The 15481-nt window shown below is 63.0% G+C and carries 15 protein-coding genes; 9 read left to right on the forward strand and 6 right to left on the reverse strand.

From position 1 onward, the window contains the following. Positions 1–12: 12 nt before the first annotated feature. Positions 13–819, reverse strand: coding sequence for a 3-methyl-2-oxobutanoate hydroxymethyltransferase (gene panB / locus HBNXHr_RS07535; RefSeq protein WP_275881681.1), 807 nt, complete (start codon positions 817–819; stop codon positions 13–15). A 77-nt stretch (positions 820–896) separates the two neighbouring features. On the opposite strand from panB, the gene HBNXHr_RS07540 reads away from it, so the two are divergent. Further along, on the forward strand, positions 897–1169 hold the full coding sequence (locus tag HBNXHr_RS07540; protein ID WP_345799477.1) for a DUF5822 domain-containing protein: 273 nt from the start codon (positions 897–899) through the stop codon (positions 1167–1169). 19 nt (positions 1170–1188) lie between these two features. On the opposite strand, the gene HBNXHr_RS07545 is transcribed toward HBNXHr_RS07540, so the two are convergent. Together HBNXHr_RS07545 and HBNXHr_RS07550 are read right to left on the reverse strand one after the other, a co-directional pair. Then, positions 1189–1725 (reverse strand): HAD family hydrolase, encoded by a 537-nt coding sequence (locus HBNXHr_RS07545; protein WP_275736628.1) that lies wholly within the window; start codon positions 1723–1725, stop codon positions 1189–1191. 44 nt (positions 1726–1769) lie between these two features. Next, on the reverse strand, positions 1770–2378 hold the full coding sequence (locus HBNXHr_RS07550) for an undecaprenyl diphosphate synthase family protein (RefSeq protein ID WP_275740897.1): 609 nt from the start codon (positions 2376–2378) through the stop codon (positions 1770–1772). A 102-nt stretch (positions 2379–2480) separates the two neighbouring features. Here HBNXHr_RS07550 and HBNXHr_RS07555 point away from each other — a divergent pair, with 102 nt between their 5' ends. Further along, positions 2481–3824, forward strand: a complete 1344-nt coding sequence (locus HBNXHr_RS07555) for a DUF92 domain-containing protein (RefSeq protein WP_275881682.1) — start codon at positions 2481–2483, stop codon at positions 3822–3824. Between the two features lie 3 nt (positions 3825–3827). Beyond that, a complete protein-coding gene (locus tag HBNXHr_RS07560) occupies positions 3828–4271 on the forward strand; it encodes an N-acetyltransferase (protein WP_275881683.1) in 444 nt (147 codons plus the stop codon). Here the strand turns inward: HBNXHr_RS07560 and dnaG are convergent. Beyond that, entirely contained in the window at positions 4268–5782 is a 1515-nt protein-coding gene (gene dnaG / locus HBNXHr_RS07565; RefSeq protein WP_275881684.1) for a DNA primase DnaG, read from the reverse strand. The two genes, HBNXHr_RS07560 and dnaG, sit on opposite strands and share 4 nt — an antisense overlap. 293 nt (positions 5783–6075) lie before the next feature. On the opposite strand from dnaG, the gene HBNXHr_RS07570 reads away from it, so the two are divergent. The 3 genes from HBNXHr_RS07570 (at position 6076) to HBNXHr_RS07580 (ending at position 8904) form a co-directional block, all read left to right on the forward strand. After that, positions 6076–6288, forward strand: a complete 213-nt coding sequence (locus tag HBNXHr_RS07570) for a DUF3311 domain-containing protein (RefSeq protein WP_275736632.1) — start codon at positions 6076–6078, stop codon at positions 6286–6288. A 1-nt stretch (position 6289) separates the two neighbouring features. Continuing rightward, positions 6290–7768 carry a sodium:solute symporter family protein gene (locus HBNXHr_RS07575; RefSeq protein ID WP_275881685.1) on the forward strand — a complete coding sequence of 493 codons (1479 nt, stop codon included), beginning with the start codon at positions 6290–6292 and terminating at the stop codon, positions 7766–7768. 218 nt (positions 7769–7986) lie between these two features. Further along, the gene (locus tag HBNXHr_RS07580; protein ID WP_275881686.1) at positions 7987–8904 is read left to right on the forward strand and encodes a DUF6293 family protein; all 918 of its coding nucleotides are present in this window, start codon (positions 7987–7989) and stop codon (positions 8902–8904) included. Between the two features lie 26 nt (positions 8905–8930). On the opposite strand, the gene HBNXHr_RS07585 is transcribed toward HBNXHr_RS07580, so the two are convergent. Then, entirely contained in the window at positions 8931–9266 is a 336-nt protein-coding gene (locus tag HBNXHr_RS07585; RefSeq protein ID WP_275881687.1) for a glutaredoxin family protein, read from the reverse strand. A 107-nt stretch (positions 9267–9373) separates the two neighbouring features. Beyond that, entirely contained in the window at positions 9374–9613 is a 240-nt protein-coding gene (locus HBNXHr_RS07590; protein WP_275881688.1) for a BolA family protein, read from the reverse strand. 270 nt (positions 9614–9883) lie between these two features. Here HBNXHr_RS07590 and HBNXHr_RS07595 point away from each other — a divergent pair, with 270 nt between their 5' ends. From HBNXHr_RS07595 to HBNXHr_RS07605, 3 genes are all read left to right on the forward strand, one after another. Further along, positions 9884–12568 carry a valine--tRNA ligase gene (locus HBNXHr_RS07595; protein ID WP_275881689.1) on the forward strand — a complete coding sequence of 895 codons (2685 nt, stop codon included), beginning with the start codon at positions 9884–9886 and terminating at the stop codon, positions 12566–12568. A 238-nt stretch (positions 12569–12806) separates the two neighbouring features. Next, complete coding sequence (locus HBNXHr_RS07600) at positions 12807–14258, forward strand: hypothetical protein (RefSeq protein WP_275881690.1); 1452 nt, start codon at positions 12807–12809, stop codon at positions 14256–14258. After that, positions 14255–15457: a hypothetical protein gene (locus HBNXHr_RS07605; RefSeq protein ID WP_275881691.1), complete on the forward strand. Its 1203-nt coding sequence runs from the start codon at positions 14255–14257 to the stop codon at positions 15455–15457. The genes HBNXHr_RS07600 and HBNXHr_RS07605 overlap by 4 nt, the downstream gene beginning before the upstream one ends. The last annotated feature ends 24 nt before the right edge of the window (positions 15458–15481 follow it).

Consider the following 15481-nt stretch of genomic DNA (forward strand, 5'->3'; position numbering starts at 1 on the left):
CTGCAACGGAGGTCAGTCGAGATCGAGATCCTCCGCAACGTGGCTGTGTTCCCCGGATGGGAACTGTCCGTCCTCGACGGCAGCAACGTAGTCATCGAGTGCGTCGGTGTAGGCCTCACGGACGTTGCCGAACGCCTCGGCGAAGGGAGGAGTCGACTCGCTGAGACCCACCGCATCGTCGACGACCAGCACCTGGCCATCACAGTCCGGGCCGGCACCGATCCCGATCGTCGGAATGTCGAGTGCGTCGGTGACAGCCGCCGCCAGGTTCGCGGGGACGTGTTCGAGCACGAGTGCGAACGCGCCGGCGTCCTCGTGGGCCGCCGCGAGATCGCGGATCTCCTCGGCCGCGTCCTGGGAAGTGCCCTGACGGGTGTATCCCAGCCGGTTGACGTGCTGGGGAGTCAACCCGAGGTGGGCCATGACCGGGATGCCGAGATCAGTCAGGCGCTCGGTCAACTCGACAGTATGGGGGCCGCTCTCGAGCTTGACCGCGTTCGCCCCCGCTTCCTTGAGCAGCCGGCCGGCGTTCTCGATCGAGTCGCCACGGTCGGCGCCGATACTTAAAAAGGGAAGATCCGTGACGACCAGCGCGTCGTCGGTTCCCCGGACGACCGCCGCCGTGTGACTTGCCATTTCTTCCATCGTCACCGGGAGTGTCGAGTCGTGGCCCAGTACCACGTTCCCGAGGCTATCACCGACCAGAATCACGTCGACGCCGCTCTCTTCGACCAGTTCGGCCGTCGTCGCGTCGTAGGCAGTGAGCATGGTAATCGGGTCCTCACCGGCCATCGCCCGGAGATCTCGCACCGTGGTCATGCGTAGTATTCCGTCACGGCTCGCTATTACGCCTTCGGGTCAGCCAGAACGATCCGCTCGGCCGGACCAAGCTGTCGGTGACCGACAGACGCAAGAACACGGCCGACACAAACGAAATTGTGGCCGAACCGAGTGCGCGTACGGATCCGGATGGTGTCGATTACGGGTGGGTCCTTCAGACAACGTTCGTCGTCACCATCGTCGTCGGCGCGCCGATCGTCGCCGTCCTCTCGCTCGACCAGTCACTGCCGACGTGGACGACGCGGGCGACCTTCGCCATCCGTGTGGGTGCGGTCATCTGGTTTCTGACCGCAGTCGGCGTCTTCGCGTACGCACGGCATCAATCCTGAGTCGCGGAATCGTTATCGCCTACCCGTCGATCCGGTCTGTGACATACTGAAACGCCATCCCGGCTCGCTGGGCTGTCCGCTCGTCTTTCGCCGAATCGCCGACGAACAGGGTCCGACTGGGCTCGACATCGAGCCGGTCCGCGATAGCCAACAGCGGCTCAGGATCGGGTTTCTGGGCCGAAAGCGTATCCCGGCCCACGACGGTATCGACGGCGTCGAGCAGATCGTGCCGTTCCAGCGCCGTGCGAACCGCCGCCTCGGCGTTCAGCGAGCAGACGCCGACCGGCACGTCGAGCGGAAGTTCGGCCGCGGCGGGCAATCGTTCCGCCGTCCGTGCGCCGACACGTTCGTGCGTCGCGACGACGTCAGTTGCCACGTCCAGTATCCCGGCAACTTCGGCGCGTTCGAGTAACTCCCAGAGACTCGCCCCCGTAGTGTCGATCCCCCGATCGCTGAGGCGGGACGCAACCTTCTGGGTCACCAACGTCCAGTCGACATCGAGCTGAACGAGGGTCCCGTCGAGGTCATAGATCACCGCCTCGTGCACCACTGTCATGCCATTGCATACGTCACCACGTCCCAAAATTGCTTCGTCACAGTTCAGCGGCCGAAACGCCGCTGACGCCGCTGGTAATCCCGAATGGCTCGAAGATAATCTCGCTCCCGGAAGTCCCGCCAGTTGACGTCGGTGAAGTACAGTTCCGAATAGACGGATTGCCAGATCATGAAATCGGACAGTCGTTCGGCTCCCGTCTTGATCACGAGATCCGGGTCCGACCGGAAGACCAGCCGGCGTTCGATTTCGGCTTCGTCGATGTCCGCGGGATCGAGTTCGTCAGCCTCGACCTCCCGGGCAAGTCCCTGGACGGCGGTCGCAAACTCGTGTTTTCCACCGAGTCCGATGCTGATCTGAATCGGCGCGTCGGCCCGGTGGTCGTCGCCGGGACCGCGGACCGCCATGTCCCGCGAGACGTCGATCGATTCGAGTTGCCGACGCAACGTGGGCACGGCGGCTTCATCGAGCACACTGACATAGAGGATAAGCTCCCGGGCACCGTATTCAAACGCCCACTCCAGGACGGATTCGAGGATGTCGTAGGCTCCCTGTTCCAGGAGATCCTGCTCTGTCAGAACGATCGCGACGCGTTCCGGGATTGCAGCGTCGCTCAGCCGGATTCGCGTCGCGAGATAGCGGTCGTACAACCCCACGACGACGGGTTGGCTGCCGACCAGTAAGAAGGTCACGGGATGGGATAGCGAGGACGACCGCGGGTCGGAACTGGTAAGTAGCTCTCGGGGAAACCGCCGGTAGTGACTTCCGCGCTCCGACGTGCGTCAGCGTTCGCACTCGTCGGGTTCGCGAGTGTGATCGCTCCCGTTGCGAACCGATTGTTCTCCCCGAACATCGGGACACTTCTGGCTGTCTCGCCGTTTTTGCTCCTGGCTGGGGGGTTGCACTTCGTCGAGTCGGGCGTCGTCTTCGAGCTGTTCGCGCGACCTGGCGACCGCCGGGATGGACAGCTCTACGGGCTGGCCGGCTTTTCGCTCTCGATCGCCGCACTCGTTTTGCTGGCGTTACAGTTCGACATGCCAGTGGCCGTTCCGGTGGCGGCCACGATGATCCTAAGCGTCGGCAATGTCGGCGCACGGCTGGTCCGGGCCACTGGCCGGGAACCGATCGCGGCGACGGCCGGTTTTGTCGTCGGTGGGTTCATCGCCGGTCTGGGCGGATTCGTGCTCTCGGGGTCGATCAGCGGCGTGCTCCCCTCGTTCCCGGTGCTCGTCTTTCTTGCAGCAAGCGGTGCCTTGCTCGCCGCATTGCTCCGCTCGATGCTGTTCGAGCGCGACGATCCGCTGGTAATCCTGTCGGTTGGACTCCTCCTGTGGCTGTTTGCGGACCTTTCGATCTCGGTGACGACAACCGGCATCGCGATCGCACTCGGCATCACGGTCGCACTCGGATACGTTTCGTATGCCCTCGAGACGGCGTCGCTCCCGGGCATGCTGACCGGCGTCCTTCTGAGCCTGTTGACGATCGTCATCGGTGATTACGGCTGGTTCGCCATGCTCATCACCTTCTTCGGCGGCGGCGGACTCGCGAGCAAGTTCAGGTACGACGAGAAGGTTACCCGGGGCATCGCCCAGGAAAACGAGGGTGCCCGAGGGAGCGGCAACGTGCTCGCGAACTCGCTGGTCGCGCTCTTTGCTGTCCTGGCTGCCGCGGCAAGCCCGCGACTGACTGGTGTCCATCCAGACCTGTTTCTGTTCGTCTTCGCTGGCTCGGTCGCGGCAGCGATGAGCGATACGCTATCGAGTGAGTTCGGTGGTCTCTACGACGCGCCGCGACTCATCACCACGTTCGAGCCGGTCGAACCGGGCACCGATGGCGGCGTGACGTGGCAGGGTGAACTCGCCGGCCTCGCCGGTGCCGCCGTCATTGCCGCCATCGCGTTCGTCGCCTTCGACACGATCACCGTCGGTGGCGCCGGCGTGATTGTCGCCAGCGGATTCATCGGCATGACCGTAGACAGCGTGCTGGGAGCGACCATCGAAGGGCAGTGGGTTGGCAACCAGGGCGTGAACTTCCTCGCCACGCTTTCGGCCGGGGTCGCCGGGGCCGCCCTTGCACTCGCCACGAGTATCGTGGTGGTGTGACGAATGGTGGCCCAGCCCACTGTGGACCTCAGAGACGTGCGACCCGAGGATCACGAACACCTTCGCCCAATCCAGAACGCTGCGATCGACGAACCGTCGCCCCAACTCCTCAGGGCCGCGGTCGACGGCCTCGGGATCGGCCTCGTTGCCGTCATCGATCGGCCGGTGGGATACGTCTTCGCGCTGGTTGGCGAAACCGCGGCGTATGTCCCCGAGATCGCCGTCGATCCGGCCCACCAGCGGCGGGGCATCGGGACTGCCCTTCTCGACGGCGTCGCCGAGCGAACGGCCAAAGCGGGGGCTTCGGCGCTTCGAGTGACTGTTCGCGTCGACGACGAGCGCGCGCAGGCCTTTTACCGGACACACGGCTTCCGCGAACACGAGCGCTTGCCGGAGTACTACGGGACGGAGCCGGCGGCCGGAATGGTTCTCTCCCGTCCGCTTTAGGCCGCTCCGGGAATCGTCACACGGACCGACGCCGGCTGCTTGACGAGATCGCCACGCTCGCTGGCGACGATCCGGGAGACCCCGCGTTGTGCGGAGACATCCAGTAGACGCTGAGTCACCGGGCCGTCGATGACGACCGTCCCGGGAACCGGGTCGGCGTCACGGATCGTGCCGAACGCCTCCTCGACCGGGGCTTCCGATAAGGTTGCCAGTGATTCATCGAGTAATCTGACCGCGCCGGAGGACTCGCCGATGACAGTCCGGACGTGATCTTCGAGTGATTCCGCGACGGTGAGCACCTCGTCAGTCTCCTCGGTATCCGACTCGGGCGTGACTTCGGTTCCGTCAATCTCCTTGCTTTCCGTGTCATCCTCGGAGAGAGTCCCATTGCCCGTCGTCGTTTCGACGACTGCCTCCCCGTCGCTGGGAACGGGCACCGCTTCGCCACCCTCCGTCGTGATCGTGTCATCCGTCACATCATCGCCGTCGGCTGCTGTCCCGTCGAGGGCCGGAGGATCCTCGCCAGTACTGTCAGTACCCGAGCCATTCGCTTCAGCGTCCGCGATGGCTTCCGGTGATTCGTCGCTCCCGCCTGACGTGCCAGTTTCATCCGGGGACGGCTCCTTCGATGAGTGCTCGGCCGTTTCTCCCGTTGTAGAACCCTCGTTGTCGGGGCTGTCGGGGGCAATATCCTCGAGGGACCCCTCGCCATCGGTGACAGACTCGTAGGGGACTTTCTCCCGAAGGGCGTCGGTAACGTCAGTCCGCGAGAGGTCCTCGACCGACCGGCCGGCCGGAGCAAAGGCGACGTAATCGACGCTGCCGACCTGTGCGAGTTCCTTCAGGATGAGATCGCCGCCGCGGTCGCCGTCGAGGAATGCCGTCACCGTCCGATCGTGAGTTAGTTCGGCGATCGGGTCCGGGACGTTCGTCCCCTCGACGCCGACAGCGTTCTTGATCCCGTACTGGAGAAGCGTCAAGACGTCCGCTCGGCCCTCGACGACGATGATCGCATCGCCGTCGGCGACTCTCGGACCTGCCGGGTATCCCTTGTACTCGGTAATACGTTCGACGCGGGCCCGGCGGCGGACCTCCTCGACGAGTTCGTGACTCGACATCACTTCCTCGTCGAAGCGCGCGAGCAACTCCTCGGCACGGTCGACGATCTGACGACGTTTTGCTGTCCTGACATCTTCGAGCTGCGTGATTTCCAAGGTCGCGCGACAGGGACCGACCCGATCGATCGCTTCCAGGGAGGCTGCCAGGATCGAGGTTTCGACGCGGTCGAGTCCGCTGGCGATCGTCACCTCGCCGATCGAGCGACCGCTTTCGGAATCGATCGTGACGTCGATGCGGCCGACCTTCGAGGATTCCTGTAACGTCCGGAGGTCGAGTTCGTCGCCGAGCAATCCTTCGGTCTGGCCGAAGATCGCGCCGACGACGTCACTCCGCTCGACCACCCCGTTGGCTTCGATCTGTGCGTGGATGAGATATTTCGCTGAATCTTGCATTGATGATCTGCCCGTCGTGCGGGCGTGATGTGATTGCCATGACCGAATCCATGGACGAAACAAGGTACGTGACGAGCCAGCAAATACCTGTCGGGAGAAAGACAGACGGCGGATGAAGTGTCTGCATGCGGGACTATCGGAGCCCCGCCCCCGTGGACCACCCCTCTCAACCATAATATGACAACTGAGTGTGAAAAGCGGTACCGGGTTTTGAATAGGTATTTTTATCAATAGTCTACATTGATGGGTGGTAGTAACTGTTAAGCCACTCTATCGGCAACACACGTCTACAGATGGCCGAACGGACCGTCGCGTTGTTTTGGGGGGTCGTGACACTCGTCCTGAGTGGACTTGCGATCCCGTGGTTCCTGTGGGGCACCGACAATATCGTTGCCGGCCTGCCAGTGTGGCTGTGGTGGCACGTCGGCTGGATGTTCCTGACGTCGCTCGTCTTCTACACATTCACCAGACACGCGTGGGGTGTCGGCGTCGAAAGGGGTGTCTGAGATGGCGAACGTCGCCCTGCAACTCGGGATCGTCGTCGGCTACTTGCTGCTCGCTCTGGGCGTCGGGTTGGTCGCGTATCGGCTGACCGAGCGCTCGGCGGAGGACTACTACCTGGCGAATCGGACGATCGGAACGGTCGTCCTCCTCTTTACGACCTTCGCGACGCTGCTGTCGGCCTTTACGTTCTTTGGCGGTCCCAATCTGGCGTTCTCGGCCGGGCCGGAATGGATCCTCGTCATGGGGCTGATGGACGGCGTCATCTTCGGGATCCTGTGGTACGTGATGGGGTACAAGCAGTGGCTGATCGGTCGGAAACACGGGTACGTCACGGTCGGGGAGATGCTTGGCGACCGCTTTGACTCCCGGACACTGCGCGGCCTGGTCGCCGGGATCAGCCTCTTCTGGCTACTGGAGTACGTCATGCTCCAGCAGGTCGGGGCCGGCCGGGCGCTGGAATCGCTCACTGAAGGGGCGATCCCGTACTGGGCGGGCGCGACGTTGATCACCGCATTTATGATCGGGTACGTCGTCCTCGCGGGGATGCGCGGCGTCGCCTGGACAGACACGTTACAGGGCGTGTTCATGCTCGTCCTCGTGTGGGTTGCCCTCGCCTGGATCGCCGTCTCGGCGGGTGGCCCCGGCGAGTTGACGGCGGCGATGGGCGAGGCCAACCCCGAGTTCCTCTCGCTTGGCGGCGGGTTGTACTCGCCCCAATACATGCTCTCGATGGCGATCGCGATCGGCTTCGGCGTCGCGATGTTCCCCCAGATCAACCAGCGCTTTTTCGTCGCCCGGAGCCAGCGCGTCCTCAAACGGTCGCTGGCACTGTGGCCCCTGCTGGTCATCCTGCTTTTCGTCCCCGCGTTCATCCTCGGGGCGTGGGCGACGGGACTCGGGGTCACGCCCAACGCCCGGGGGAACATTCTCCCGCCGTTGTTGAACGCCTATACGCCGACGTGGTTCGCCGCCCTGGTCGTCGCGGGCGCGATGGCCGCGATGATGTCCTCGAGCGACTCGATGTTGCTGTCGGGATCGTCGTACCTGACGCGGGACCTCTACCGGCCGTTCGTCGACCCGGACGCCAGCGACCGCCGGGAGGACCTCGTCGCCAGGCTGGCGGTCGTCGCCTTCGCGCTGATCGCACTGGCGATGAGCCTCGGGACGAACCTGACGTTGATCGAGATCGGCGCGACGGCCTTCAAGGGCTACGCCCAACTGACTCTGCCCGTGCTGGTCGCGCTGTACTGGCGCGGGACGACGCGGGCAGGGATGCTCGCGGGCGTCGGTATCAGCCAGGCGTTCTACCTGCTTGCGACGTTCACCGACCCCGTCCCGGCGACCTACGGGGGTTGGCAGGCCGGGCTGATCGGGATGGGGATCGGTCTCGTGCTGACGGTCGGCGTCTCGCTGGTCACCCGGGCCGCACCCGAGGAGAACGCCGATCGGTTCGTCACGCCCGAACGGACCGACGCTGAGTGAAGACTCTCGGCCGTTATCGAACACGGATGGCGTTCCCAGCGTTTCCGCCACCACGAATGTCCAGAACAACCACCGAGTTCGGGACAGGTAGGCCTGGATTCCGCTGAGCAACCGATTCGGGGATCAGATTCTTCAAAAATTGATTCGACGATACGTTTCCCCGACATTCCGCGACGTATGAGACTGGTTTTTTATCAAACCGGCCCGACATAGCGAGTATGCAAACACACATCGTCCCGGTCGGGTTCGACTACGACCGGCTCATCGCGCCGCTGGTCCGGGAGCAACGTACCGTCGATCGTGCGATCCTGCTGGAGGGAGCCATCGGCAACGAGGCCAACGCCGAATACTCCCGACTCCTGACGAGTCAACTCCAGAAGGACTTCCAGAACCTGCTGGGCTCGAAGACCGAGCGAATTCTCGTCGAGGACGTCTACGACTACGACGCCGCCTTCGAGCAGGGCTTCTCGCTCATCAGCGACGAACTCGATCGTGATCCTGACGCCGAAGTCTGGCTCAACATCTCCGCGATGCCCCGGACAGTCAGCTTCGCCTTCGCGACGGCCGCCCACTCGATCGCCGTCGAGCGCGAGGGTGACCGTCACCGGATCCACACCTACTACACCGCTCCCGAGAAGTACCTCGAAACGGAACTCGCCGAGGAACTCCGCAAGCAGATCGACCTGCTCGAGGACCTCTCGGACGACGTCGACGACGATCTCGTCGAGAAGCGCCTGGGAAGCGCACAGGATCTCATCGAGGAGTTCGACGAGCGTGGAACGACGATCGGAGCCAAGGAGATCAACGGCAGCTACATGGTCGAGATCCCCGTCGCTTCCTTCTCGAACGTCAAGCCCTTCGAGGAACTCATCCTCTTTACGCTGGGCGAACACGGCGAGTTCGAATCGGTCTCCGAATTGGCCCAGACACTGGCCGAAGACCTCGGCGAGGAGTACACCGACAGCTTCCGGTCGAAGGTGCTCTACAACGTCGATCGCCTCGGGCCCGGCGGGAAAGGCTACATCGAGCAAGAAGAGCACGGCAAGTCCTATCGGACGCGGCTCTCCCGGATCGGCGAACTCTGGGTACGCGCACACTCGGGTGAACGCCCCGATCGTGCGCCAGCAACGAATTGAGGCGAACGCGTTTCGGCACGGTCGGCTTACGCCGTCAGTGTCTCGGCGAGGTCGCCGCTCTCTTCGTGTTCTGCGAGAATGTCGCTGCCGCCGACGAACTCACCGTCGACGTACGTCTGTGGAATGGTCTCCCATCCGCTCTGTGCTTCCAGCGCAGCCCGGTACTCCGGGAGCGCATCGAGGACGTCGACAGTCTCGAAGTCGTCACGGTGGGCACGTATCAACCCGACCGCTCGCTGGGAGAAGCCACATTGCGGACGCTGCGGTGTTCCCTTCATGAACAGCACGACGTCATTTTCTTCGATCACGCGCTCGACGTATTCAGTGACAGTTTCGGCGTCAGTGGGAGTCTCAGTTGACATCGTCGGATTCAGCGCATCGGTCCGCCTATGACTTGGGGAACAGTCAAGGCATGCCTCTTTCTGCGACGTGCTATCAAATGACGTGTGGCGTTGGCTTGCGAGACGTCTCACTCAGCTTCTTCAGGCGTCCGGGTCGTCACCTTCAGGGCGTGGATCTCGGTCGTCATCGCCTCCCCCAAGGCGTCGTAGACCATCTCGTGTTGCTCGACGAGTGTTTTCCCGGCAAAGGCAGGCGAGACGACGGTGGCGGCCAGATGTTCCGTGTCGTTCGGCCGCGGATGGGTGACGGTCGCCGTCGCATCGGGGATCGCGTCCTCGATGCGGCGCTCGACTTCAGCGGATTCCATGTCCGTGCTGGCCGACGGGCGGCCAAAGGAATTGCGCTCGTGACAATCTGTGACGGACCGGCCGCCCCGGCCAGCGGCCGATCAAACACGAAACACTCAATCCGGATGAACTCACAGGGAAAGATATGTCACGCGTCCCGTCCGGCGTGGGCTCCGGATCGACGAACACGCAGTCTGCTCGCACCCCTCCTGTAGTAGGGGCGGTATAGCCCCACAGCTCCTTCTCACAGTCACGGACGGATCGCACGACGACCACTGACGCCACAAACCATGAGTACGGAACACGAAACTGACGACGAGCCGACCGACGAATCGACAGCCGAACCGTCGCTCGACGGGAGGTACGATCCCCGCGAGACCGAGCCCAGATGGCAGGACTACTGGGTCGACAACGACGTCTTCGCCTACGAGGAAAGCGAGACGCCCGACGCCGACACCCAGTTCACCATCGACACGCCGCCGCCGACCGTCTCGGGCAGCCTCCACATGGGCCACCTCTATCAGTTCACCCTCCAGGACTTCGTCGCCCGGTTCCGGCGGATGACCGACGACACCGTCTACTTCCCCTTTGGCTACGACGACAACGGCATCGCCTCCGAGCGACTCACCGAGCGCGAACTCGGGATCCGCCACAGCGACTTCGAGCGCCGCGAGTTCCAGGAGAAGACCCGCGACGTCTGTGCCGACTACGAGGACGCCTTTACCGAGGACGTCCAGTCACTCGCCATCTCGGTCGACTGGGATAACACGTACAAGACGATCGAACCCCGCGTCCAGCGCATCTCCCAGCTATCGTTCCTGGACCTCTACGAGCAGGGCAAGGAGTACCGCCAGCGCGCGCCGACGATCTGGTGTCCCGACTGTGAGACGGCCATCTCACAGGTCGAACAGGAGGATACCGAACAACACACCACATTCAACGACATCGAGTTCCCGCTGGTCGAGGACGGGAACGGCGAAGCCGACGACGGCGAGACGCTGACGATCTCGACGACGCGGCCCGAACTCCTGCCGGCCTGTGTCTCGATCTTCGTCCACCCTGATGACGACGCGAACGCTCACCTCGTCGGCGGGACCGCCGAAGTCCCCCTCTTCGGCCAGGAGGTCCCGATCATCGAGGACGAGCGCGTCGACTTAGAGACCGGTAGCGGCGTCGTCATGTGCTGTACCTTCGGCGACCAGACTGACATCGAGTGGTACCAGGCACACGACCTGCCCCTGCGGATCGCCATCGACGAATCGGGAACGATGACCGACCGCGCCGGCGAGTACGAGGGACTGTCGACGACCGAGGCCCGCGAGGCCATCATCGCCGATCTCGACGACGCGGGACACCTCCTGGAGAGTCGCGATCACCACCACTCGGTCCAGGTCCACGAGCGCTGTGAGACCGAAGTCGAGTATCTCGTGACCGAGCAGTGGTACGTCGACATGCTCGACTCGACCGACGACTATCTCGAGGCCGGCCGGGAGATGGACTGGTACCCCGAGAAGATGTTCACCCGGTACAAACACTGGATCGAGGGACTCGAATGGGACTGGTGTATCTCCCGCCAGCGTGACTCGGGTATCCCCTTCCCGGTGTGGTACTGCGAAGACTGTGGCGAACCCGTCTTCGCCGACCGCGAAGACCTGCCTGTCGATCCACTCAGTGACGACCCCCCCGTCGACACCTGTCCGGAATGTGGCGGCTCGGACTTCGAGCCGGAGAGCGACGTCTTCGACACGTGGGCGACCTCCTCGCTGACGCCGCTGATCAACGCCGGGTGGGATTGGGATGCGGACACGGAGACCTTCGAATTCGACAACCCGGAGCTCTATCCGATGAACCTCCGGCCACAGGGCCACGACATCATCTCCTTCTGGCTGTTCCACACCGTCGTGAAGTGTTACGAGCACACCGGTGAGATCCCCTTCGATACGGTGATGGTCAACGGGATGGTACTCGACGAGAACCGCGAGGCGATGTCGAAATCGAAGGGCAACGTCGTTTCGCCGGAGGCAGTCCTCGAAGACTTCCCCGTCGACGCCACGCGGTACTGGGCCGCCGGAACCTCGATCGGCGACGACTTCCCGTTCAAGGAAAACGATCTCGAGGCCGGCGAGCGCCTGCTACAGAAACTCTGGAACGCCTCGAAGCTCGTCGATCAGCTCGCACCCGGAAACAATTACGAGGAGCCCGAGGACCTCGCCGCGATCGACGAGTGGTTGCTGGCCAAACTCGACGCAACGGTCGGGAGCCTGACCGAGAAACTCGATACCTACGAGTTCTCGAAGGCCCGCAACGAACTCCGGACGTTCTTCTGGAATACGTTCTGTGACGACTACCTCGAAATCGCGAAACAGCGCAACGACGAGTCGGCGGCTTACACGCTTGTGACTGCCCATAGAACCTTCCTCAAGCTGTTCGCGCCGTTCCTGCCACACGTCGTCGAAGAGATCTGGCAGGCGAAATACGCCGAGCAGGTCGACGCGGCGTCGATCCACACGACCGACTGGCCCGAACCTCGCGGCTACGACGCCGACCTTGCCGCGGGCGAGACGGCGATGGCGACGATCGCCGCGTTGCGGTCGTACAAAACCGACCACGACATGGCGCTGAATGCGGATCTCGACCGCGTCGAAGTCTACGGCGACGTGACCGGTTTCGAATCGGCCATCCAGCAAGTCATGCACGTCGACGAGATCGCGGTCGTCAAGGACGATCCCGAGATCAGTACCGAGATCGCGGATATCGACCTCGATTACGCCACCGTCGGACCGAAGTACGGCGAGAAAGTCGGCGACATCGAAGGCGCCCTCGCGACCGACGAGTACGAACTCGACGGCGAGCAGCTCCGCGCCGGCGACGTGACGCTCGAAGCCAGCGAGTTCGAGGTGCGCGAGGAGCACACCTACGCTGGCGAGGGCGAACTCGTCGAAACCGAGGACGTAGCCATCGTCGTCCAGGCATAGAGACTGGGTGGTTTCGGGGGACACAACGAGGGCCGATTTTTCGATTGTCGGTGTGACCGCTGGACAGTCCGGACGTTTATATCCGAAAGTCAGGCGAATAGGTTCTGTTAGCGACGGAGGGCAACACGGACCTTCCGTCGTCAGTTGGGTGAGCGATGCATATCGAACAAACCTCTCCGATGGCCGGGCGACAGGACCGACGAAAGGACGAATCACGATCGAAGCGAGACTCCCGCCGATGACGGCGACCGCGCTTGCGATACTGCTGGGCGCAGGCTTCGGTCTCATTGTCGGGACCATCGTCGCCGGCACAACGGGAAGCATCGGGTTCGCCAGTCGATACGACAGGGGACATCAGCTGTCGACCGGTGCCGTCGTCGTTGTGGCGGGTTTGCTCGTCGGCGTCCTGTCTCTCCTGATCGTGACCGTCTCGCCGGGGATCGAATTCACTGCGACCGAACAGTACCACCTGTCATTCCCAACAGTTCGGGCGATGGTGGGTTTCGGTGTCGAACACGCGCCGTTTGTAGGCGTATTCGGGGTCGTGTCGACGCTGCTTGGAGTGTACGGGTACAGCCAGGGTGACCGGATCGCCGGCGATATGCCGGCAACCGAGACGTCCCCGGGATACAATCGACGAGCACTAGCTCCGAAGACAGTGGCCTCGGCTGACGCGACCGGAAACATCTCTCTCGACGTGACCCGCGATAACCGGCATGTCGAGAACGGCTACTCACTTTCGCGGGAACAGTGGCATGCCATCGAATCCCGGGCCTGGACAGTCCCGGTCGATCTGCCGATCGTGGAACTCGAATCGAGACTTGCGGCTCGTATTCAAACGACGGTCGGCGTCGATGTCTCCGCCGTTTCGATAGACCAGCAGGGACGAGCAACGGTTACCGCCGAACACTCCTCGAAATCGGTCGGGTCACAGTTGTCCGACGGGCAACGGGCAGTCACGGTGCGGACAGTCGTCCCCGCCGAACTGCAAGCCGGCGATCAGGTTACCCTTGTCAGTGACGCAGACGCTGTCGACGGTGTCGTTCTCGGGGTCGGTTCCGCTGGGAATCTGATCGATCCACCAGCGACCCAGCAACCGGAGACGTACCACGCCGGACCAGGGTCGCCGTCCGCTGGCCGGGCTGATCGAAGCGAAACCACCATCGAACAATCGGATCCCGCGACCGGCGAGGACCGTCGGGTTTCGGTTGCCGTCGATGTCGATGACGTCACCACGATCCTGACGTCGACGGGCGTCGATCTGTACGTGAACTCGTGTGATTCGAACGGGGCCTGCGGCGCATTTAGACAGTTGCAGCGCGCCGGACTGATTGTCCAGCACGTGACGGTCGACAAGCGGACCCGGGAACAGCTCGACGACCACGCCGGCGATATCGAGATCCTTGCATATCGTCGCCCGGCGGAATCGGGGGACCCAACTGCCTGGCAGTTCCGAACCGGCGAGCAGTCCGCACGCGTTGACGAATCCGACAGACCGATAGCTGAAAGTGAAGCCGACGGTGTGTCAGATCACTCCGAGAACCCACAACCGTCAGCAGCCGATACGACTGCGGGCGATATCGAGCCATCTATTCCGCCAGGAACGGAGGTATTCGTGATCGGCAACGAACGTGTCCTGGCTCGACTCGGTGAAGGCAAACCGGAGCTAGCCACGGGGGAAGCCCAATGACGGTTGCGTTGCTTCCTGTGATCGGCGGACTGCCGGGAGAACCCGCGCAACTCTCGGCGCTCGTCTCGCCGACCGTGCGCTCCGCAGCGATCAGTCTCGTCGGCTTCGCCGTTCTCGCAGTCCTCACAGCCGGCATCGGAGCGGTCGCCTATCGACGTCTCACATCGCGACCGATACCTCTCGGCACGGCCATCCTCCTTGGCTGGGTGTCCGTGGCAACCTGGCTTACGGCCCGAATTGCGGCCGGGAGCGCCATCGTGTCCGATCTATCGATCGTTCTCGATGCAACCGGCTATTTTCTGCTCGCGGCGTTCGGACTGAGTGGCGCTGTGTCGGTCGGCGGCCGACGACTTGGGGATGCCATCGCCGGTGAGGTCGCCGAGAGTCCACCCGACGAGCAGTCCGAACAGACGGCAAAGAGACGGCGCTCGGCGAAACAGGCTACAAGCGTTGAGCTGCCTGACAGGATCCGAACTCGATCCGGAAGCGAGCCCGTCGAAGAGGATCTGAAACGCGAACTCGAAGGGGATACGTGGCTGTTTCCGAGTGGACTCCCACCCGCAGCACTCGAATCGCGCTGCCGAGAGCGACTTGAACGGGACTACGGGATCGACCGTGTTGGGATTGAACTATCCGAAGACGGTGATATACGACAGCTCGCTATCGGGTATGAGCCGTCCGGGTTGAGTGTCACCCTCCCTCCCCGAACAGTCGGTGTCGCGATCCGAAAGGCAATGGTTCCGGACGCGGCACCTGGCGATCCGATCGAGCTATGGACGGCCGACGAGGAACGCGTCGAATTCGCCGGCAGCGCCACACTCCATTCGACACCTACCGATACCGCGACGCTCGTCCTTCCGGAACAGGCAGCCCGGACACTCGGCGATATCGATGGGTACAGCCTCACGACGAAACCGGCAGTCCCAGACGACGTCACTGATTTCCTGTCCGTCCTGCGGGCCTGTGACCACTCGATTACGATGCTATCGATCAGTTCGGGAGAACCACTGGAGGGCGAATTCGTCGGCTGGGTGGCTGTCGACGTGCTCGCGATTGTCAGGGACAGTACGGTACTCCCATTCCCTGACGAAACCGAAACACTTCGAAGCGGCGACGACATCTACGTCTTCGGCGGCCCGGCCGCGTTCGAATCGCTTGGGACGTTCGAGCGTGAGCGCCGATCGGAACTTCGGGATTGAGACGGCTGTAGTTTATATTCCGAA

Source organism: Halorhabdus sp. BNX81 (assembly GCF_029229925.1).
Classification (GTDB): domain Archaea; phylum Halobacteriota; class Halobacteria; order Halobacteriales; family Haloarculaceae; genus Halorhabdus.